We start from the raw sequence: 20,716 nt of genomic DNA on the forward strand, positions 1-20,716 counted from the left end.
CCGGCTCTCCATCGAGGTCCCCCACATCCGGGATAGCCCTGTGAACCATGCCACGGACGCCGCGACCGCCGACGAGCCCGGAGGCGCGGACCGCGCCGGCCTCCGGCGCGCCCCCTCCCCGGAGGGCCCCCCTTCCCAGGGCGGCCTCGCGGATGTTCTGACCTCGTACCGTGCCGACGTCATCCGCATCTCCGTCTGGCTGAGGCTCGGTTTCCTCGTGGTGCTCGCACTCGCTTCCGGTGTGGAGCACCGGGGCAGCGGACCGCTGCCCCTTCCGGAGGCGGCGGTCCTGTCCGGCTACGGATTCCTCGCACTGGGCGCGGCGGCGGCACGGCGTCGCCTGCCGGCGCCGGGCCCACGTCCCCGCTTCGCCGAGACCATGCTGTGGGGGGACGTGGTCGTCGTGATCGTCCTCGCACTGGTCTCGGACGGAGCGCCGGCGCTCGCCCTCGCCCTGTTCCTGGTGCCGATGTTCGCCGGCTTCCAGCTCCCGGTGCGGCGCACCGCCGCCCTCGCGGGCGTGTGTCTCGTGGCGTACCTGCTGCTGCTGGCCGGGGACGCACGGCTGCGCGAGCGTACGGTCGACGAGAACGCCCTGGCGGTTCTGGCCTTCCTGGTCCTGACCTGCCTCTCCTGTCTGGTGGTGGCCCGTCAGATCCAGGAGCGGACGGAGCGGATCCACCAGCTCACCTGTGAGCGGGCGCAGCTCCTGGCGGAGGTGATGTGCGTCGAGGAGCGGGAGCGGGCGGTCCTGGCGGAGCTGCTGCACGACGGCCCGCTGCAGTCCGTCCTGGCCGTACGGCTGGAGCTGGGCACGGCACAGCGGCTGGCGGGCCCGGACGGCGTCGCCACCGCACGCGTCAGGCTCCTCGACATCTCCCGGCAGCTGCGCGACCTCACCACCGAACTCCACCCGGTCATGCTGGAGGCCAAGGGCATCGGACACGTCCTGAGCCTCCTGGCCAACACCACGGCCGAACGGTCCGGCCTGCGGGGCGACTGCGAGGTCACGGTACGCCACGACGCCGAGCAGCCCGACCCGCGTGAGGGCCTCGTCTTCACCGCGGCCCGGGAACTGCTCAACAACGTCGTCCTGCACGCGCAGGCCACCCGGTTCGGCATCTCGCTCACGGACGAGGCCGGGACGTGGCGGCTGGAGGTACGTGACGACGGCCGCGGCATCGCCCCGGACGAGCCGCGCAGCAAGCTGCTCGGCGGCCACATCGGGCTCGCCTCCCTGCGCATCAGGATCGAGGCCGTTCGCGGAACCATGGAGATCACCTCCGGCCCGGACGGCACGACGGTGGCCATCACGCTCCCTTCGTCCGCCCCGCCGGTGCCCGGCTTCCGCCAGGGCCGGCGCGACGGGCGGGCCGAAGGGCGTCCGTAGAGCGGACGACAAGGTGGCCGCAGGGACCGGACAACCCGGCACCGGGCACTGTGGACGGTCCGTACGCCGCTCCCGACGCATGCCGGGTCCCCCGGCAGGTTGGTCCGCCCATGCGCCTTTCCGCCCCGACCGGCCGCCGGCGCCGCACCCCGCAGGGGCCCGCGCCGGACCGGCAGACCGTGCTGCCCGAGCACGGCAGGGCCGAACGCCGGCGCCTGGCCCGGCGGGTACGACGTCGCAGGGCGGGCCGGGCGCCGCGCCGCATCGCGGCAGCGCTCGGCGGCAGCATTCTGCTGACCCTCCTGGTCAAGACGTTCGTCGCGCAGGTCTTCGTCATCCCGTCGGGCTCGATGGAGCCGACGCTGCGCGTCGGCGACCGGGTCCTGGCGGACACGTTCACCCGCTGGTTCGGAAGCACCCCCGCACGGGGTGACGTCGTGGTGTTCCACGCCCCCGAGGGCTGGTCGCCGCAGCGGACGACGGCCGCGTCGGAAGGGCGGTTCCCCGGGAAGGCACTGCTCACCTCGCTGGGACTGCTCCCGGTGGACGACGGGACGACCCTGATCAAGCGCGTGGTCGCGGTGGGGGGCGACACGGTGGAGGGGGACGCGGCAGGGAGCGTCCGCGTCAACGGCGCGGTCGTCGAACCTCCGGACGCGGGCGGGGCCGGCCGCGCGGCCGTGCCGTTCCGCGTCACCGTGCCCGCCGGCCGGCTGTTCGTGCTCGGCGACAACCGGGGGAACTCGGCGGATTCCCGGGTACACCTCGACAACGGCCACGGGGGGTCGATACCGGAGGATGCAGTGATCGGGCAGGCCGTGGCGGTGGCCTGGCCGACCGCGCACTGGCGCACGGTGTAGGGCCCGGGACGAGCGCGCTCCTCCGGCCGGCCCTCTGATCGGTGGAGGACCGGTGCCCCTCGCCGCACCACCATGGAAGCGTCCCCGGTCGGCCACCGGGCCACCTTTGGCCGGCCGGGCAGCCCGCGACGTGCTCCGGGCGGCGACCGCGACGGAGCACGCCGAAAGCCCGTGCCCTCCCGGCCCGTCCGATTGGCGAGATCGCGTTGAACGCCAGGATCCTCTCCCCCCAGCCCGGTGCCGGCACGCTGGTGTCCCCGCCCCCCTCCTCCCTGCCGCTGCCCCGCACCGGGGCGCGCCCCACCGGGGACCGTCCCGCGTCCCTGTCCCTGGGGGTGGAGGAGGAGTACCTGCTGGTGGATGCCCGGACCTGGCGGCTGGTCCCGGCCGCGGCGGAGATCCTCGGGGACGTGGCGTCGTACGGCCACGCCTTCCACGGCGAGGGCACCCTGTACCAGGTGGAGACGGCCACCCCCGTGCACCACACCCTCGCCGGCCTGCGCGAGAGCCTGACGGGTGCCCGCCGGGTCCTGGCCGCCGCCGCGTCGGCCCGGGGGTACCGGCTGGTCGCGGCGGCGTCCCCGGTGCTCCCCGCGCCGGCCCCTCTCGCCCTGAACCTCGACAAGGAGCGCCGGCGCATCCGGCACACCCTCTTCGGCAGCCTCACGGACAATCTCGTCAGCTGCGGCCGCCACGTGCACGTGGGCGCGGTCGACAAGTCCTTCGCCGTCCGGGCCTCCAACCGCATGCGTCCGTGGATCCCCACCTTCATCGCCCTCGCGGCCGGGTCCCCGATCTGGAACGGCCGGGACACCGGTCACGCGAGCTGGCGCACGGTCACCTGGTCCTCGTGGCCCTCGGCAGGTCTGCCGCCCCACTACGGGTCCGTATCCGCCTACGACCGTGCCGTCCAAAACCTGCTGGACTCCGGCGCGGCCGTGGACACGGGGATGGTCTACTGGGACCTGCGTCCGAGCGCGAACTGGCCCACTCTCGAACTCCGGGCGCCGGACATGTCGCCGAGGCTGGACGGTGCCCTGCTCCAAGCCGCCCTGGCCCGTGCGCTGGCGGCCCATGTGCTGGCCGAGGACCCCGACACGCCCTGCGGACCCGCGGTCTCCGGCCGGACGCTGCGGCTGGCGCGCGGGCGCGCCGCCCGCGAAGGACTTGAGGGCGGGGGGATCGACCCCCGCACCGGTGCCGAGGTGCCCGCCGCCACGCTGGTGTGGCAGCTCGTGGACCTGGTCGGACTCGAACTGGAGGCGGCCGGGGACTACGACCACGTGTCCCGCACCGTGACGGACCTGCTCCGCCACGGGTCGGCGGCGGCCCGGCAGCGGGCCGTGTTCGCCCGTCGCCGGTCGGCCACCGACGTGCTGCGCCACCTCGCGGAGGAGACCGAGGCCTGCTGACGCACGCTCAGGCACCCCCACGGGCCGGTCCGGCCGGGGCTCCGCGCTTCGGCCGGACCTTCGGCTTCCCCGTCCGCCGCCGGCCGACGGGGATCAGTGCCCGTGCGACTGGCCGGAGGACCCCTGCGGCCGGAGTGACGCGGGTCCAGAGTGACGGCCTGGCGGAATGCGACGTTCCGCACCGGATCCGTGGTGAAAGGACTCCCGCACATGGCCGCACAGAGGCATCGGGCTTCTCGTAAGAAAGCATTCCTGGGGGCGGGTGCCGCGGCTGCGGTCATGTCTGCGTTCGCCTTCCAGTACGCAAGCGCCAGCCCTGACGACGAGGTCCGGGGCGCGGCCGAGGCGTCCCTCCTGGAGAACGGCGATTTCGAGCTCCCCAATGTCACGAATGTGAATCCTCCCGTGGCGAAGCTTCCCCAAGGCTGGGAGTCCTCCACGACGCAGATGTTCCCTGTGGTCTCTCCCCCCTCCTGGGGCGCGAATCTCGGGATCAAGCCGTACGACAAGCAGTTCATCGACCTCTACGGGGACATGTCCCGGAAGATCCAGGTCGCGCCCGGCAAGAAGATCAGATGGCGTATCGCCCATACCTCGGTGGCGTACACGACGAACTTCAACGTGACGCTGTCCGAAAAGGTGAACCAGCCGAACAGAGCGCCAAACGAGAAGACTTTCGTGGTCCCTGTGACAAAGGGGGACTGGAAGCTCACGTCGGGTGAGTACACGGTCCCCGAGTGGCCGGGCGTCGCGGCGACGTCGCTGGAGGTCAAGGTCGCGGCGGGCACGGGCCCCGGCGGGGTGTACCTCGACGACTTCAGGATCGAGTACGCCCCCACGCTCAAGGGCACGGTGGACGTCGGCAACAGTCCCCTCTACATCGGGAAGGAGCTGAAGGTCAGCACCGAGGTCAAGCACGAGGCCGGCGGCCCGCTGGAGGATGCGATGTACACCGTTCCCCTTCCCGAGGGCGTCGACGTCGATCTGGACAAGGTGGTGGTGTCCAACAAGGACGGAACCTGGAAGAAGATCGGCGGGGCCGCGCGCTTCGAGGACGGAACCATGCGCGTTCAGCTGGGCCCCGACGGCACGGTCGCGGCCGGTGACACGTTCGTCGTCACGTACGGACTGATGATGAAGGACGGGAAGCAGGCGCCGCAGTCCCTGGAGTTCGCACACGATCCGGTGATCAAGCACAACTGGGCCAAGGACGCGGAGATCCCACTCCCCGAAGCCAAGACGATGATCAAGGTTGCTTCCACCGATCTGGTGCTGGACAGCGCCACGTTCTCGAAGAAGAGCTACGTCCAGGGCGAGCAGGCCGCGCTGTCCGTCAAGGTCGTCAACGCCGGGGCGCAACCCGCTCAGGACGTCGTCGTGAAGGTCAAGGAGCCCGCGAACGTGGGGCGGCTGGAATGGAACGAGGAAGAACTCTCCTGCACGCGCGACGCAATGGACATTCTCACTTGTGCGGTGGGAGAGGTCCCGGCCGGCGGGAGCCGCACCCTCGGCTTCACCGGCGAGGTCGCGGCCAACGTCGGCAAGCTGACCGGGGTGGCGAACGTGTCCACCCCCAGCACACTCGACCCGGTCACGACGAACAACGAACTGGAATTCAGCAGCGATGCCAGCAACGGTGCCGACCTCAAGGTTCAGGCGGGCATCCAGTCGGAGCAGGGGGAGCCGCTGAAGGAGGCGAAGCCCGGAGAGAAGGCCTACATCGCCGTGACGGTGGGCAATGACGGACCGGCCAGGCCGGGGAAGGAGTTCACCGTGAGGGTCCACGGGCCTTCCGGAGCCGAGCCGGTCAACCTGGCGCCGACCGATGACTACGACAAGGACAAGGGGGAGTGGACGATTGCGGGCCTCGACGCGGACAAGAGCACGACGCTCAAGCTCGCCGTGACCGTTCCGGCGGACAAGGAGGCACTGTCGGCCACGGCGGAACTGATCTCGTTCGGCGGTGTCGACGACACGACCCGGGGGAACAACCGGTCCGAGACGGAAGTCCCCATCGCCATGAACGCCGAAATGGATGTCAGCGTGTCCGCCGACCGGGAGGGCGCGGACAAGACCTACGCCCCGGGCCAGCAGGTCACCTACACGATCGTGGCGAAGAACAACGGGCCTTCCCCCGCCAGGAACGTGAAGATCTCGCACCTCATGCCTGCGGGCATGGGCGTGCTCCAGCAGACGGGCCCCCACGGCACGGACTACGATCCCGCAGAAGGCACGTGGGTCGTTCCGCTCATCGGTGTGGGCCCGGACTCGGCCGCCACCATCACCGTGAAGGGGATCGTCCCCGCGGACCAGGAGAAGACCCTGCACCGGGTGTGCATCACGGGCGCCGACATCCCGGATCCGCGGGGTGGCTTCAAGCCCTGCGGCGAGGCCGGTGCCGTGAAGGAGCACGTCGCCTCCCAGGAGCTGACCGTCACTCAGCAGGCGGACGCCCGCGTCAAGGTCAGCGCGAACCGGCCCCAGGCCGTGCCGGGCCAGAGCGTGACGTGGACGGTGGAGGCGTCGAACGACGGCCCGTCGACGGCGAAGGGCCTGGAGATCGGCGTGGCCCTCCCCAAGGAGGTCACCGATGTGGCCGTCGACAAGGACGGCGGCTCCTTCGATCAGGACTCCGGCGTGTGGAAGCCCGCCGACATCATGTCGAAGGGCACCGCGGTGCTGAAGCTGACGGGCAAGGCCCCGGCAGACCAGGACGTCGTCACCACGGCCAAGGTCACGGCGAGCGGCACGCCGCTCAAGGACCAGGACAAGGTGATCGGTGCGGAAGTGAAGCACACGCTGTCCGTGCGCCGGCAGGCGGATCTGAACGTGTCGGTGACGCCGGGTGCGGAGACGGTCAAGACCGGTGCGGAGGGTTCGGTCACGGTGAAGGTCTCGAACGCCGGTCCGTCCACAGCCGAGGAGACGTCCGTCGAGCTCGCCCTGCCCCCGGGCCTGAAGGGCGTGGACCACGACGGAGGTGACGGCTTCGATCCCGCGACGGGCACGTGGAAGGCCGGGGGGCTGAAGTCCGGCGACGAGAGGTCCCTCACCCTGACCTTCACCGCCGACAAGCCGAAGGACTACCGCTTCGACGTGCTGGCTGTGTCGTCCAAGGCGGACGATCCCAACGAGTGTGTGGACATCTGCGGCAGCGCGAGCGTGCGGGCCACGGCGACCGGAGGCGGTACGGACGAGCCCGGCGAGGGTTCCGGCCCGACCGGGGACGCACCGGCCGGCGGTTCCCAGACCCCCTCGGGTGACGGGGCCGGCAAGGGCGGCGACGGCGCCGCCGAGGAGCAGTCGGTGCTCGACCAGGCCCTGGCTGCCACCGGCTCCCACGCGCTCTGGTGGGGAGCGGGTGCGCTGGGTGCCGTGGGCATCGGTGCGGCCCTGCTGATCGCGGCCCGCCGCCGCAACAGCGGCGGCTGACCGCCCGCCCTGATCCGCCCCTGACGGGGGCGGGCCGGCCCGCCCCCGTCAGGGGCGGGCCGGCCCGCTGTCGGGAGGGTTCCGCCCCTTTTCGCGGGCCGCCGTCCGGCGGTCAGGCCAGGGCCGAGCCGTCCTTCCACGCGGACCAGGACATGTTCCAGTCGTTCAGCCCGTTCTGCGCGCTGACGTTGCCGCCACCGGCCGAGTTCTTGACGATCACCACGTCGCCGACCAGCGAGTTCTCGTAGAACCACGCGGCGGGGGTGTTCGGGTCCCCGCCCCCCTTGACGTCCTGCAGCCCGATGCAGCCGTGACTGGTGTTCGCGGCGCCGAACACGGACGGGGCGGCCCAGTAGTTGCCGTGGATGAAGGTGCCCGAGGTGGTCAGACGCATCGCGTGCGGGACGTCCGGGATGTCGTAGGCGGGCTTGCCGTCGTCGTCGAGAAGGCCGACGGTCGCCCCGTTCATCCGCTTCTTGAGACTCTTCGAGGAGATCACCATGGTGCCGTTGTACGTGGCGTGTTCCGGATCTCCGGCCGTCACCGGCAGTTCCCTGAGCGTCTTGCCGGAGCGGACCACGGTCATCGTCGACGCCGCCGCGTCGACGGTGGAGATCTGGGCACGGCCCACGTGGAAGTCGAAGGACTTGTCCTGCACGCCGACGATGCCGGGCGCCGCCGCGACCCCGTCCAGTGCGAGGCGGACCCGGACGGTCGTCCCCGGCTTCCAGAACGTCTCCGGCCGGAAGTCCAGCCGGGTCCGCCCGAACCAGTGGCCGACCACCTGCTGCCCGCCGGTGGAGGTCACGCCGATCGCCCGTTGGACGTCCTGCTCATCCTGCACGGGCTTGTCGAAGGCGATGGAGAGGGGCATGCCGACCCCCACCGTGGCCGAGGCGGAGGGCGTGACGGTGGCGTGCAGGGCCTGCGAGGCGCCCAGGGTCGAGAACGTGGCGTCCCGGGAGACGACCTTGCCGCCGGTGTCGCGGGCGACCGCGTGCACGGTGTACGTGGTGTCGAGGGCCAGGGCTCCGCTGGAGGTCCATCCCGCTCGGTCGGCGGAGAAGGTGCCGCCCGTGCCGCCGCCGGCCGGCGGCTCCATCGTCACGGAGTCCAGCCGTCCGCCGCTGACCGAGACCCCGGCCGACTGCGAGGGCCGGACACCGGTGCTGCCGTCGGGCAGGCCGAAGGATATGTGCGCCGTCTCGGGTGCCGGGTCCCGGTCGCCGTGGCCGGTGGGGTCCGGGAGGAAGAAGGGGGCCATGGCCGCGGCGGCGCACACCCCTACAGCCACCAGAGCGGTCGTACCTGCCGAGGGCTTCTTCATTTGCGGGCTCCGGGGTTCTCTCGGACGGCGGGTCGGTCAGGCCGATTGGGCGGGGAAGGAGAAGCCGTAGCCGTGCTGCCTGAGCCACGGCAGGAGGTGGCGCAGGGCGGCCACGGTCTGGGAGCGGTCCCCGCCTCCGTCGTGGAGGAGGACGATCGGTCCGTCGCCCAGGTGGTCCTCGACCGCGGTGATGATGCCGGCGGCGCCCGGACGGCCCCAGTCCTGCGGGTCGACGTCCCAGCCCAGCGGGCGCAGGCCGTGCGCGGCCGCGATCTGCCGGCTGGCCGGGGTGAACGCACCGCCGGGCGCCCGGTAGTACAGGGCCCTGGCTCCGCCGGCGGCCCGGTCGACGGCGGCCTGGCCTTTGAGGATCTCCTCCTTCTGGTAGTCGGCGGGCTTCTTGTCCATGGTCGTGTCGTGGTTCATGGAGTGGTCGCACAGCCGGTTGCCCGCGGCGGCGATCCGTTCCACCAGGGACGGGTACTTGTCCGCGTTCTTGCCTATCAGGCAGAAGGTGGCATGGACGTGGTTCTGCGCCAGGACGGCGAGCACCTGAGGCGTCCACACCGGGTTCGGGCCGTCGTCGATGGTGATGTCGACCGTGTGCGGACCGCCCTCGGACGCGGTGGTGAAGCTGTCCGGGACCCTGCCCGGTGCCGCGTGATCCTGCGGGGCGTCCTGCCGTCCGGCGTCCTTCGGGGCCACGGCGGCGGCACCGGCTCCGTGCGGCCCGGGGCCCGGGGCCGGTGCGGCCCAGCCGACTCCGGCACCGCATGCGAGGGCACCCACCGCGACCGCGGCGGTCACCACAACGGCCTTGGCGGTGTAATGCGTTCGGCTCCTCGTGCGCATGCGGTGCTCCCTGATCGACTGTCGGGATGTGACGCCGTACCGATCCTGTCCGCGGGCCGGCCGGGCGGCCTCGGCCGATCGGCCCTCCCGGCGGGTGACCAGTGGCCGCCAGGTGGGGCGGAGGCGGGCGTACGCGGCACCCCTGGTCGTCGGTGCCCCCGGCAGGACTCGAACCTGCGGCCAAGCGCTTAGAAGGCGCCCGCTCTGTCCACTGAGCTACGGGGGCGGGAGAAGAAGGCCACGAAGGGCTCGGACGTGCGGGGCCGGACGACGCGGCGGACACTGGCCCTACCCGACCGACAGCCCGGGAGAATGCGCATGTCTGCCCCATCCGTCCGTCTGACACCCGACGGATACGTCGTCTCGTGCGAGACGCTGCCCGGGGTCGAAGGGCACGGACCGACGGAAACCGCCGCCTGGACCGACTTCTGGAAGGCGCTGCACACGGGGTGGCGGCCGCCCCGCGACGCTGCGGCTTCGAGTCCGGACGACGGGTCCGCACCGTCGCCGCCCAGCGGGGGGAAGCCCGCCGTGCGCCGCCCGCGCCCGTGAAGGGGTCATGCCGCTCGGAGCCGCCCAGCGTGCTCGGTGGTCCGCAGCGCCCGGGAAGCGTGCTCGACGGCGGAGAACGCCGATTCCAGCGCGTCGAGATGTTCGGTGACCCTGGCCATCACGCCCGTGACCTCCGGGGACAGCAGGGCCCGGTCGGCGGCCGGTAGGCGGCTCCACAGGGCGCGGCACCTGGCCAGGTTCGGCCGGAACGTTTCCCGGCCGTACGCGACGACGACCTGATGGACGTGGTCGACGCCCTCGGCCGGCGGCCCGCCCGCATCGCCCCGTACCCGGAGTGCGAACTCCCACGCGGGGCGCAGCCGGCCCCGGTCGCCGGTGAGGTCGGTGGTGATGCGGGTGACGGCCGACATCGGTTCGCCGTAGAGGATGTCCAGGAGCAGCAACGTCACGCGCCGGACCTCGTGCCGGTCCTGCGCGCTCCCGGCTGCGTGGAACGGGTGCGTGGTCGCCTCGGGAGCCGCCCGCCCCGCGCGCAGCACGAGGTCCTCCATGCGGAGGCTGTCCGCCGTGCAGGTGCGGGCGAGCTCTTCGAACCGGACGAGCGCGTCACGGAACGCCGTCCGGGACTCAGCGGCCTCGGGGGCGGGGGAAGCCACCGACGGGCAGGTCGGTTCCTGTGGGCGCATCGTGGTTCCTTCCGGGATGGCGGTACTGGTCTCCGGCGGGCCGGCTCAGCTCGGCAGCGGACCGCGCGCCTGCCGCGGAACGCTGCGGTCCATCGCCCACTCGGGGACGTGGGCCCGGTGGCGCTCCGCCAGGGCCCGCAGGTCGGCGGCCGTCTCGGTATCGCCCATCTCCGCCATGCACCGGGCGATGCTCAGCAGCGCGCGGCGCGTTCCGGCGCAGTCCTCTTCGTCGCGGGCGTGGTCGAGCCAGAGCAGGGAGAACTCCGCCTGGTCGGCCGCGTCGAGGGGAGAGCTTTCATTCATACCGGGACTGTAGGGGCGGTACCGGCGCGGTCGGTTGGGCCGATCAGCCGCCGTTGGGGAGGAGCCGTGGACCCTCCGGTTGGGGGAGTCGGAGCCTCACCCGCCTCGCGGGATCCGGGCCGACCGGCCCGGGTGACGGTCCCCTGCCCGCCGGGCCGATCGGAGGGGCCCGCCGCCCCGGGCGCTCCAAGACAGTGGTGTGCATGACTTCCCTCTTCAGACGTTCGATCGCCACGCTCGTGCTCATCTGTGCGGGAGCAGGCGCCCTCGTGGCGTGCGCCTCCGACGAGGCCGACCGGGGGCCCTCTCCGGCCGAGACCGCGACAGCCCAGCGCGCCCTGGGCACCCTGGTGACGCTCGCCAGCGAGCGGATGACGACCGCGGACACCGTGGCCGCGGCGAAGTGGGGAACCTCCCGGCCCATCGACGACCCGGCCCGGGAGAAGGCCGTCATCGACGGCGCGACCGCGCAGGGCGTGAAGCTGGGAATCCCTTCGGACACCGTCCGCCGGATCATCCAGGACCAGATCGAGGCGAACAAGACCGTCCAGCGGGCGCTGTACGCCACGTGGCGGGCAGACCCCGCGAAACGGCCGACCCACCGGCCCGATCTCGACACGCAGGTGCGCCCGAAGCTCGACCGCATCGACGGCGCCCTGCTGACGGCCATCCGGCAGGCGGAGCCCCTGCTGGTCAGCCCGGGTTGCGGCGAGGCCCTGGACCGGGCGAAGGCGGCGACGACCGACGAGCTGGGACTGGACGCCGCCCACCGCGAGGGCCTCGGCCAAGCCCTGGCCCATGTCTGCCCGGCACCTGCCTCCTGACCGCAGTCCGAACACTGCCGGGGGTGCTCACGCCCGTGAGCACCCCCTACGGCCTTCGCCGGCCGAGTGCCTAGTGGAAGGTGATGGTGGGAGATTCCGACGCGGGGTCGTCCACCGTGCAGGTATGACCGGGGGGTGCCTTGCAGGTGGTGCTCAGATTCTTCTGAGAATCATTGAGGGTGTAGACGCTGAACTGGCCGCCTCCGTCGGGCAGCGCGTAGAACAGCATGATGCCATCGCCGGGAGAATCCTCCCACTGACCCGTCCACGTGGTGATGCCACCGGGCGCGACGTCACCAGGGGTGCCGCCTTCACAGAAGCCTCCGTGCCCCGTTACCCCCGAGTTCGTGAGACTCAGGTGTGCGTTGGATTCGTTCTTGAGCGTGCCCGTGGAACGGAAAGGCGCATCGCCCCAGCACGTCGCCGCCTGGGAAACCGGTCCGGGGGCGGAAGGGCTCGGCCCGGAGTCGGCATATGCCGTCACCGGTACGGCCAGAAACGCCGCAGCCGCCACGAGGATCGCTGTCGAACGGCTTGCCTGCATAAAAAGCTCCCCAGGAGTATCGGAAGAACACGGCATCCCCTTCCGGGGGCGCGTTTACGAGAAGGGTTCACCTCGGCTGCCGGGAAGGGCAGGGGAATCCGTGCAGCCGTATGTGCAATCCCGTGGGCAGGTCGACCTCGGTCACCGCCGTGCCGCACCCGCGGGCCCGACTAGGTACGCCAGGGCCTGGCTTCCCAGGCTTTCTCGAAGGCGGAACAGGCGTCCTGGAAGACCACCACGCCGAAGTCCCGCAGGGCCATGTGGACAATCTGGTCGGAAGGGTACGAGTCGAGGTTGCCGATATAATCGGCTGACATGTTCTGGAAATACCTGTTGAGGTGGCAGAAGGCGTAAAACGCCTTTGCCGTGCCGAGGTCCCATTCTCGCGGCGGTGAGAGGTGGAGATCGTTCGCAGGGCAGGCTGCCTTGACGGGGAAATCGGAATCGATGACGTACTGCCATCGGATGGGCTCGAACCGTGGTCTCCTCTGGCGGGCATGAGGCTCTGCAAGGCTTGCGGACCACGTTTTGATGGTTTGATCCATGTGGCTCACCGTGGCGCTGTACCGAAGCTCTTCGGGGAGCCCGGCAGCCTTGCCTGCGAGTTCGAATGAGAAGCGCCTCTTCTTCAAATATTCGAGGTCCTCTACGGAGGGAGGGTCTTGCTCTCTGCGTCTGAACTCGTTCTTCGCGTCGGTGGCGATTCTGAAGCCCGTGAGGCGGCTCTTCTGCTTCGCGATCGCCTTTTCTGTTTCTGCGTTCAGCGGGACGTTCCTATTGACGTCCCGGGCCTGGTGGTACTTGTTGAGTATGTCCGTCCATATCGCCACGCGGGAGAGGCGCAACGGCTCGGCTGAGAGCCCTATCAGGGCCTTCTCCAGCCTGGCCAGCTCCTGCTTTGTCGAAAGCTGGCGTTCGAGTTTTACTTGCTTTACTCTCGCTTCCTTGATGCTTATATTATTGAGTATTCTGGTCAATCCCGACCGTTCCTGCTGGTCGACCGGGATGTCCTTCAGGGAATCCCTGTACTTTCTCAGAGCTTCATTCCACTTGGTTTCATTGTCAATTACGTAATTTGAAGGACGGCTGCACCAGTATTCGACATCAGCCCCCAGTCGGGCAGCCTGTTTGATCCTCTCTGCTGTGGCGCGAGCGGTCGCGCTCTTTATCCTTCTGTCGGTGAGCCGATTGAATAGTGCCGCGTTGTTCGACTTGAAGAGAAGCTGCTGGGTACTGAAGTTGGAACGGTAATTCCGATAGGCGTTCTCGATGCTGTAGCTGTTCTTTTTGAAGTGTGAGGAAATTGAATCGAAGCTACTGCTGGAGGTTATTCCCTTGAGTCCGAAATGGCGGCAGTAGCTGCGAAAGTGCTCTCTGGTGAGGCCGGTCAGCTTCGTGGGGTTTTCCGGCAGCTCGTCGATGTACACTGCCTGCCATTCGGTGCTGGTGTAATCAAGTGTTACGGGCATACTCTGGGGCTCGATCGGCATGCTTCCCCGCTCTCCGTCGCTGTGGGTTTTCCTGCCTGTATAGCGTCGACGCGGCAATGGGCGGAGGGCGCTTAGGGCAGCATGAGGGTCAGATGTCGGTGCAGGGCACCGGAGGCGTGGGGTGCGGTGGCGCCGTACGGTGGCACGGTGAGCACCGCACCGGCCGTCCGGTCGTGGGCGTGGGTCCGAGGGCGCCTGCGGGACGAGGGGCCCGCAGCCGCGCGCGTCCTGGTCATCGGGGCCGTCGCCTGGCAGGTGACGGTGTGGGCGGGAGCCCGGAACCCGCCGGTCTATGCCGTGTTCGCCCCGCTCATGGCACTGCGCAGTGATCCGTTCTCCTCGCTGACGGCGGTGGCGCTGCGGGTCGTCGGAGTCATCGCGGGTGTGGCCCTGGGGCTGTCCGTGGTCAGCGTCCTCACCCCGTCCCTGGCGGCCCTCGTGGTCGTGCTGGGCCTGGCGCTGCTGATCGGCACGCTCGTGGGTCCCGGCCCGGCGCTCAACCCCCAGGTCGGTCTCACGTCCCTGCTGGTGCTGTCCAATCCCGCCCCGGACGCCTATGGGATCACCCGGCTCTGGGAGACGGCGCTGGGCGGCCTGGTCACCATCGTGCTGGCCCCGTTCCTGTGGCCCCCGCACCCGTACCGCGAGCTGACGGCCCTGGCCCGGGAGTGCGCCGAGCGGCTGCCCGCGGCGCTGATGGGCAGCGTGGCTGCCCTGGGGGACCCGGTCGCGGCCGCGGACAACCGGCGGGTCGTCGCGGCCGAGGTGGAGCGGCTGCGGCACGCGCGGGTGCGGGCGGGCGACGCGGAACGGGCGATGCGGTTCAACCCCCTGCGCAGGAAGTACCGGACCCGGGTCGCCGACCTGGCGGCCCGGCTGCGGACAGTCGCCGGGGCCGCGTCCTACGTCGACCTCCTCGCGGTGGAGGCGGAGGTGCTCAGCGCGCGGGACGGAGCCAGCCCTGCCCTGCGCAGGGCAGGGTCGGAACTGCCCGCCGTCGTCGAGGCGACGGGGCGCGTCCTGGCGGCGCTGGTGGCGGGGGGCGACGCGGACGGAGAGGCCGAGGCCGCCCGCCGCCTGCTGGACCGCTACCGGCACCAGGACCCGCAGGCCGTGGCCGTGGCCCTGCGCAGGCCCTTCCACAGGGTGCTCGACGCGTGTGTCCCGCCGCGGTCCGGGTCGGACCGCGGGCCCGGCGACCCCCCGGCACCCTGGGCCTGAGGCCTTCGAGGGCCCGGGGCGTGGCGTGACAGCGGGAGGCGGGCGGACGGGAGGCGGGGGAGCGTCACCGCATCCCGCTCCCGTCGGGAGCCGTTCCGTCTCCCGGGTCGGGCGTGAGGTGGCCGGGGACCACGAGTCCGGCGGCGGTGAGGGAGTCCTGGAGGGAATCCAGGTAGTGGGTGCCCCACTCCCGGTAGACCTCCAGGGCGCGCAGCTGCCCGGCCGCGCTGAGGCCGGTCCACGCCGAGGGGTCGAAATCCCGTTCCAGAGCGGTGAGGGCCTCCTCCTCGGCCCGCACCTGCGCCATGAACTCGGTGGCCCAGGGCCAGTCCTCCGCGTCGCCGTAGGCGAGGAGGACGTTGCGGTGCTCCTTCGGCAGGAACGACTCGAAGTCGTGGAGCAGGCGGAACTCGCCCTGGGCGCCCGAGGCGCGCAGGCGGCAGCCGTGCACCTGGTACCAGAGGGCGACCCCGTCGAACGCCAGGTAGCGGGCCTGGTGCAGCTGGTCGAGGCCGTCCCAGTGCGCGCGGGTGGCCGCGTAGTCGCCCGCCAGGAAGGCGTCCGTCTCCCGGGCCAGGGACTCGGCGACGGCGTTGCGGGTCTTCGTCCCGCCGCGGCAGGCCAGCACGTGGATCCTCTCGTAGGCGTCGAAGGCCGGGCCGAGCACCCCTCGGCACACGTGCCGGGAGGCGGAGCAGAGCGTGGGGCTCGCGCACAGCCACATCGGCTGCGGCACCGTGGCGAGTTCACCGCCCGATGTGCCGAACTGGGCCCGTATGCCGGACAGTTCGCCGTCGGTCACCGGGAACAGCTGGGTGTTCGGCACGGCGTCCGCGGTGCGGACCAGCGGCTCGGGGCCGCTCGCCGCACCGGAGACGACCAGCTGGATCTCCGCCGTGGACAGGCTGTCGCCCGGTGCCGCGTACGTCACGAGGCTGCGGCCCCGCGGTACGCGGGCCCGCGTCGGGAGGGAGGCGGAGGAGCCGTGGGCCACCAGGTAGAGGTCGGTCATCGCCGGCACTGCCTTTCGGTCGGGAGCGGACTGCGGGTCAGGGGGACGGATCGGCGGGGGCCGCCTCCACCGGCTCGGCGACGGCGGCGTGCTGCGCGGGGACGCGCAGGTCGGGCAGGGTCCAGGCGCCGGCGGCCACCACCAGGCAGACGGGGATGAGGAGGAGGAAACCGGTGCGCAGGCCCGAGTGCTCCGCGACCAGGCCGATCGCGACGGGGCCGAGCAGCAGCCCGCAGTAGCCGAAGGTCCCGGCGCGGGCGATGGCCGCCGCCGACCGGTCCCCGCCGACGAGGCCGGCCAGGGAGAAGGTCAGCGGGACCACGACACACACCGCCGCGCCGACCAGCACCAGTCCCGCGATCGCCACCGGTGCGGCCGGGGCGGTGACGAAGACGACGAACCCGGCCGCGCCGACCAGGCCCGCTCCGGTGAGCAGCAGCCGGGCACCGACGCGCTGGGTGAAGCGGTCGCACACGAGCCGTACGACGAGCATGGCCAGTTCGAACGCGGGATAGCCCAGGGCGGCGACCGTCTCCGACGCGCCCAGGCCGTCGTGGAGGTGCAGGCCGCTCCAGTCGGCGACCGCGCCCTCGGCGAGGAAGGCACAGAACATCAGGGCGCCCAGCAGCAGGACGACCCGCGGCAGCCTCGGGCGCCGGGCCGCCCCGGCGGCCGCATCGGCGGGGGCGTCGGGCAGGAAGCGGGACATGGCGTAGCCGGCCGGTACGAGGGCGACGACGGCGGCCGCGGCGACCGAGGTGGTGAACCCCAGCCCGGCCGCGGCGAGACCCGCGCCGAGCAGGCCGCCGAGCACCGCCCCCAGACTCCAGCCCGCGTGCATCCGTCCCATCAGGGGCCTGCCGCCGACCCGTTCCAGGTGGGAGGCCTGTGCGTTGGCGGCGACGTCCACCAGGCCGAACAGGCCGCCGAAGACGAGGCCCCCCGCGAGCAGCCAGGGGAATCCGGGTGCGAAGGCCAGCAACAGGAGGCCCGCCACCGCGCTGGGCACGGTGAGGCGCAGGACCCGGTGGCTGCCGTGGGTGGTGACGAGCCGGCCCGCGGCCTGCATGGCGATGAGTGCCCCCAGGCCCCAGGCGAGCACCTCCATCCCCACCTGGAGCTCGGTGAGCGCGAACTTGTCCCGCAGCGCTGGGATCCGCACCACCCAGACCGCGCTGATCGCTCCCACCAGGGCGAACGTGGTCATCGTCGCGCTTCTGGCGCGGGCGAGCCGGATGTCGGGGGTCATGCGGTGCCTTCCTGGGGAGCCGGGGCCGGGAGGTGAGGACCGGGGCGGGCGACGGGCGGGCCGGCGATCACGCCGCCGAGCCCATCAGACGGCTGATGTACGGGCGGGCGAGGTAGATGCCCAGGCCGGCCAGGACGGCGACCGCGCCCTCCACCGCCACGGCCGGGGTGTCGGCGAGGTTCACGTGTGCCATGGACAGCAGGGCGGTCACGGAGTCGCCCGCGGTGACGGCCAGGAACCACACGCCGAGCATCTGGCTGCCGTACTTCCGCGGCGCCAGCCGGGTGGTGGCCGACAGCCCGACGGGGGAGAGGCTCAGCTCGCCGAGGGTCTGCACCAGGAAGATCACCACGAGCCACCAGGGGCTGACCCGCGCACCGCCCGACGCCAGGGCCATGGGGATCAGGAACACGAGGAACGAGGCGCCGATCAGGAACAGGCCGGCACCGAACTTGCCCGCGTTGGAACCCTGCCGGCGGCGCCGTGAAAGGTGCAGCCACAGCCACACGAACGCCGGCGCCAGGACGATGATGAACACCGGGTTGAGGGACTGGTACCAGGAACCCGGGACGGCAAAGGAGCCGATGGTCGCCGCTGCACTGGTCTTGGCGAAGGCCAGCAGGGTGGAGCCCGCCTGGTCGTAGATCATCCAGAACACGGCCGCGGCGGCGAAGAGCCATGTGTAGCCGCGCATCTTCGCCCGCTCGTCCGCCGTCAGGTCGCGGTCACGCCTGATCCGTACGAGGACGACGAGGGGGACGGCCAGCCCGGTCAGGGTCAGCGGCAGCAGGGCCCAGGTCAACGTGTAGTGCCCGGTGGCGGCGACCGCGCCGTAGAAGGCGACGACCACGGCGAGCACGGCCAGCACGCGCAGCGCCAGGGAGCGGCGCTCGTCGGGGCCCAGCGGGTGCGGGACGCGGTTGCTCGCTTCGGGCAGGTGGCGGGTACCGAACAGGTACTGGGCCAGGCCGAGCGCCATTCCCACCCCGGACAGGACGAAGGCCAGGGACCAGCTGACGGTCTCGCCGATCGTGCCGATGACCAGGGGGGCGAGGAGACCGCCGAGGTTGATGCCGAGGTAGTAGAGGGTGAACCCGCCTTCGCGGCGGGGGTCGTCACGGTCGTACAGATGCCCCACGATCGGGGCGATGTTGGCCTTCAGCAGGCCCGACCCGATGGCCACGAGGGCCAGGCCGATCAGGAAGGACGTCATGCCGGGGGCTGCCAGCACGAAGTGCCCGGCGATGATCACCACGGCGCCGACCGTCACCGTCCTGCGGGCTCCCCAGAGCCGGTCCGCGATCCAGCCACCGGGCATCGTCAGCAGGTACACGACGGCCAGGTACACCGAGTAGACGGCGGTCGCCGTCGTCAGCGTCACCCCGAGACCGCCGCCCGGCAGGTGCGCCCGCAGCCCGTCGGGGCCGCCGGAGATCAGGTAGAAGACGAGCAGGGCGCGCATGCCGTAGTAGCTGAAGCGTTCCCACATCTCCGTCATGAAGAGGGTGGCCAGGCCCCGGGGGTGCCCGCGGAAGCCCCTGCGCGGGGAGGGCGGCACCTGTGACTTGAGGGTCAGGGGGGAGGACATGGGGAACTCCTGGGACCGCAGTGACGCCCTTCCCCCAGAGCTGCCCGAAAGGGCAGGTCACGGAGCAGGCGGGGCCGGTAAGGCCGGTCTCCCCAGTCTGTGCGGCCGGACGGGGCGGGCCGATCCTCCGGTCATGGGACCGGCCGGGGGAGAAGCCCGCCCTCCGGCCGGCCGGCCGCCCGTCCGCGGCGTCAGTGACCGCCGGGCCCGATCCAGGACGGCTCCGCCCCGTCACCGGCCGGCCAGCACCGAAGCGTGTAGTGGGCGCGCAGCTCCTCCAGGAGCAGCTCGTCGTGCTCGCCGTCGGCGAACTCGCACAGGGCCGTGCGGCCCTGCCACGACTGGTCGAAGGAGAGGATCAACAGCATGTCGGACCCGCCCCCCGCCTTCTCCGTCCGCTCCCAGACCTGGCCCGGCGCGGCCGTGACGTAGACGTAGCCGTCCGCGTACGCCTGGCACGCCAGCGCCAGGGCCCGGTCGGGGGGGAGCCGGTCGTGCTCCATCAGCCGGTCGCGGTACCGCTTGACCAGTTCCGCGGCCCGGGCCTGGCCCACGGCCAGGTCGATCCTCATGTTCGCCCTCATCGTGGTTCGCTCCTCGTTCCGGTTGCAGGCGGGTCACCGGAGCTCCGCGGGGAGCGTCCGGGCGGCGTCCACCGGCGCGGTGCGCACCAGGTGGCCCCACACGGCCATGCGGTAGTCCGAGGTGTACTTGGGTGTGCAGGTGGTCAGGGTGATGTAGCGGCCGGGTTTGGAGTATCCCGAGCCCTTGGGGACCGGCTCGATGATGCCGGTGTTGTCGATGGACGTCTTCGGCAACGTCCTGTCGAGCTTGTAGACGTACCAGGTGTCGCGGGTCTCCACGACCAGCGTGTCGCCCCGCCGCAGCCTGTCCATGTGGTGGAACTTCGCCCCGTGGCCGTCCCGGTGTGCTGCGAGCGCGAAGTTGCCGGTCTTCTCCCAGGGCATCGCGGCGTGCTCGTACGCGCCGGCCACCCCCTGGTCGAGGACCTCGTCGGCGGTCCCGGGCCGGACCAGGATCGGCGACTTGCTCATGCGCGGTGCGTACAGGAAGCCGATGGCGTCCCCGGGAAGGGGTCTGGGCGGTGCGTTCCCGGTCGCGCGCTGCTGCTGCCAGTCCTTGCGCAGGTCCGAGGACGCGCTCTGCGCGGCCTGGTTCGCGACGTAGTCCGTGCCCCACAGCGAGTACGCCGTGTAGAGCCCGAGCAGGAGTCCCATGACGCACAGGACCGCGCCGATCCGGCCGGCTGCCGAACCGCCCCGGCGGGTGGGGCGCAGGCGGCCGTCGTGGTCGCTCCCGGGGGCGCCACGGCGGGCACCCCGGCCGGGGCCGCCCGTGGCGGGCTGCCGGGCCCGCCGGCGTGAGGCGGGGGCGCCCTGGTCCGGCTGCGGCCGGCGGGGCGCCGCCCGGCGGGCCGGGCGGCCGTCCGCGCGGCGGGCCCTGGAGGGCGGCGGGTGGGACATGTCGGTTCCTGCCGTGCTGGGGGAAGGGGTTTCGCACCCCCGGCGGTGTCCGGGGGTACGGAGCACGATGCGTCACCGCCGGGCGGGGCGGAGCCACCGCCCGGGTAGACATCGGGGCAGCGCCGCTGCGCACGTGGCCGTTCCGGGACCGCCGGTGTACGCCGGTGTACGGGCGGGGCGGGGCGCCGGGGCACGGGCGGGCAGGGGAAGGGCACGGGGAGGGGGAGGCCGTCCGCATCCCGGCAGGTCCCCCCGTAAGCGGTCCGGAAGCAGGGGGCGCCCCGGCCGGCCGGGGGTCAGTGTGGTCCCTGCGCCGGATGAGAGCCGGCGGGTGCAGGGGCGGGCATCGGCATCCCCACCCCCCGGATGCGCACGTCCCGCACCCTCCCCCTGCCGGGCGCGGTCCTCAGGACCGTGCCCGGTGGAGGGTGCACACCGGCCGAAGGTCCCCCGGCGCTCCCTAACCGACACGGTCCGGGCGAGTGCGGTCACCGGACGGGTGCGGTCGAACCGGTCGAGCACGGGCGCG

The 20,716-nt window shown here is 71.7% G+C and carries 17 protein-coding genes and 1 tRNA gene; 6 read left to right on the forward strand and 12 right to left on the reverse strand.

All coding sequences use genetic code 11. The features are described from left to right. Positions 1-40 precede the first annotated feature (40 nt). From ACIF6F_RS33040 to ACIF6F_RS33055, 4 genes are all read left to right on the forward strand, one after another. On the forward strand, positions 41-1,390 hold the full coding sequence (locus ACIF6F_RS33040) for a sensor histidine kinase (protein ID WP_399955629.1): 1,350 nt from the start codon (positions 41-43) through the stop codon (positions 1,388-1,390). A gap of 110 nt (positions 1,391-1,500) precedes the next feature. Beyond that, positions 1,501-2,250, forward strand: coding sequence for a signal peptidase I (gene lepB, locus ACIF6F_RS33045; RefSeq protein WP_399955632.1), 750 nt, complete (start codon positions 1,501-1,503; stop codon positions 2,248-2,250). Between the two features lie 206 nt (positions 2,251-2,456). Then, entirely contained in the window at positions 2,457-3,662 is a 1,206-nt protein-coding gene (locus tag ACIF6F_RS33050) for a YbdK family carboxylate-amine ligase (protein WP_399955634.1), read from the forward strand. A 279-nt stretch (positions 3,663-3,941) separates the two neighbouring features. Further along, positions 3,942-7,094 (forward strand): hypothetical protein, encoded by a 3,153-nt coding sequence (locus ACIF6F_RS33055; RefSeq protein WP_399955636.1) that lies wholly within the window; start codon positions 3,942-3,944, stop codon positions 7,092-7,094. A 112-nt stretch (positions 7,095-7,206) separates the two neighbouring features. Here the strand turns inward: ACIF6F_RS33055 and ACIF6F_RS33060 are convergent, their stop codons facing one another. From ACIF6F_RS33060 to ACIF6F_RS33080, 5 genes are all read right to left on the reverse strand, one after another. Continuing rightward, positions 7,207-8,421: an Ig-like domain-containing protein gene (locus ACIF6F_RS33060; RefSeq protein WP_399955639.1), complete on the reverse strand. Its 1,215-nt coding sequence runs from the start codon at positions 8,419-8,421 to the stop codon at positions 7,207-7,209. Between the two features lie 36 nt (positions 8,422-8,457). Then, positions 8,458-9,273, reverse strand: coding sequence for a polysaccharide deacetylase family protein (locus ACIF6F_RS33065; protein WP_399955642.1), 816 nt, complete (start codon positions 9,271-9,273; stop codon positions 8,458-8,460). 153 nt (positions 9,274-9,426) lie between these two features. Then, positions 9,427-9,499: transfer RNA gene (locus ACIF6F_RS33070), tRNA-Arg, on the reverse strand. A gap of 331 nt (positions 9,500-9,830) precedes the next feature. Beyond that, complete coding sequence (locus tag ACIF6F_RS33075; RefSeq protein ID WP_399955645.1) at positions 9,831-10,472, reverse strand: hypothetical protein; 642 nt, start codon at positions 10,470-10,472, stop codon at positions 9,831-9,833. Positions 10,473-10,517: 45 nt separating this feature from the next. After that, complete coding sequence (locus tag ACIF6F_RS33080; RefSeq protein ID WP_399955647.1) at positions 10,518-10,775, reverse strand: hypothetical protein; 258 nt, start codon at positions 10,773-10,775, stop codon at positions 10,518-10,520. A gap of 203 nt (positions 10,776-10,978) precedes the next feature. Between ACIF6F_RS33080 and ACIF6F_RS33085 the strand changes: the two genes are divergently transcribed. Next, positions 10,979-11,599, forward strand: coding sequence for a chorismate mutase (locus tag ACIF6F_RS33085; RefSeq protein WP_399955650.1), 621 nt, complete (start codon positions 10,979-10,981; stop codon positions 11,597-11,599). A 70-nt stretch (positions 11,600-11,669) separates the two neighbouring features. On the opposite strand, the gene ACIF6F_RS33090 is transcribed toward ACIF6F_RS33085, so the two are convergent. Together ACIF6F_RS33090 and ACIF6F_RS33095 are read right to left on the reverse strand one after the other, a co-directional pair. Then, positions 11,670-12,143, reverse strand: a complete 474-nt coding sequence (locus ACIF6F_RS33090; protein WP_399955654.1) for a hypothetical protein — start codon at positions 12,141-12,143, stop codon at positions 11,670-11,672. Positions 12,144-12,313: 170 nt separating this feature from the next. Beyond that, on the reverse strand, positions 12,314-13,633 hold the full coding sequence (locus tag ACIF6F_RS33095; RefSeq protein WP_399955656.1) for a hypothetical protein: 1,320 nt from the start codon (positions 13,631-13,633) through the stop codon (positions 12,314-12,316). 147 nt (positions 13,634-13,780) lie between these two features. Between ACIF6F_RS33095 and ACIF6F_RS33100 the strand changes: the two genes are divergently transcribed. Next, the gene (locus ACIF6F_RS33100; protein ID WP_399955659.1) at positions 13,781-14,854 is read left to right on the forward strand and encodes an FUSC family protein; all 1,074 of its coding nucleotides are present in this window, start codon (positions 13,781-13,783) and stop codon (positions 14,852-14,854) included. 64 nt (positions 14,855-14,918) lie between these two features. On the opposite strand, the gene ACIF6F_RS33105 is transcribed toward ACIF6F_RS33100, so the two are convergent. From ACIF6F_RS33105 to ACIF6F_RS33125, 5 genes are all read right to left on the reverse strand, one after another. After that, positions 14,919-15,866 carry a putative adhesin gene (locus ACIF6F_RS33105; protein ID WP_399955662.1) on the reverse strand — a complete coding sequence of 316 codons (948 nt, stop codon included), beginning with the start codon at positions 15,864-15,866 and terminating at the stop codon, positions 14,919-14,921. Positions 15,867-15,903: 37 nt separating this feature from the next. Next, positions 15,904-17,115, reverse strand: a complete 1,212-nt coding sequence (locus tag ACIF6F_RS33110) for an MFS transporter (RefSeq protein WP_399955666.1) — start codon at positions 17,113-17,115, stop codon at positions 15,904-15,906. Positions 17,116-17,182: 67 nt separating this feature from the next. Beyond that, positions 17,183-18,703: a peptide MFS transporter gene (locus ACIF6F_RS33115; protein ID WP_399955669.1), complete on the reverse strand. Its 1,521-nt coding sequence runs from the start codon at positions 18,701-18,703 to the stop codon at positions 17,183-17,185. 191 nt (positions 18,704-18,894) lie between these two features. After that, positions 18,895-19,287 (reverse strand): hypothetical protein, encoded by a 393-nt coding sequence (locus ACIF6F_RS33120; protein WP_399955672.1) that lies wholly within the window; start codon positions 19,285-19,287, stop codon positions 18,895-18,897. A 33-nt stretch (positions 19,288-19,320) separates the two neighbouring features. Then, positions 19,321-20,187 (reverse strand): class E sortase, encoded by an 867-nt coding sequence (locus ACIF6F_RS33125; protein ID WP_399955675.1) that lies wholly within the window; start codon positions 20,185-20,187, stop codon positions 19,321-19,323. Between the last annotated feature and the right edge of the window lie 529 nt (positions 20,188-20,716).

Origin of the sequence: Streptomyces sp. NPDC086023 (assembly GCF_044540325.1) — a bacterium.
In the GTDB taxonomy this organism is placed as follows: domain Bacteria; phylum Actinomycetota; class Actinomycetes; order Streptomycetales; family Streptomycetaceae; genus Streptomyces.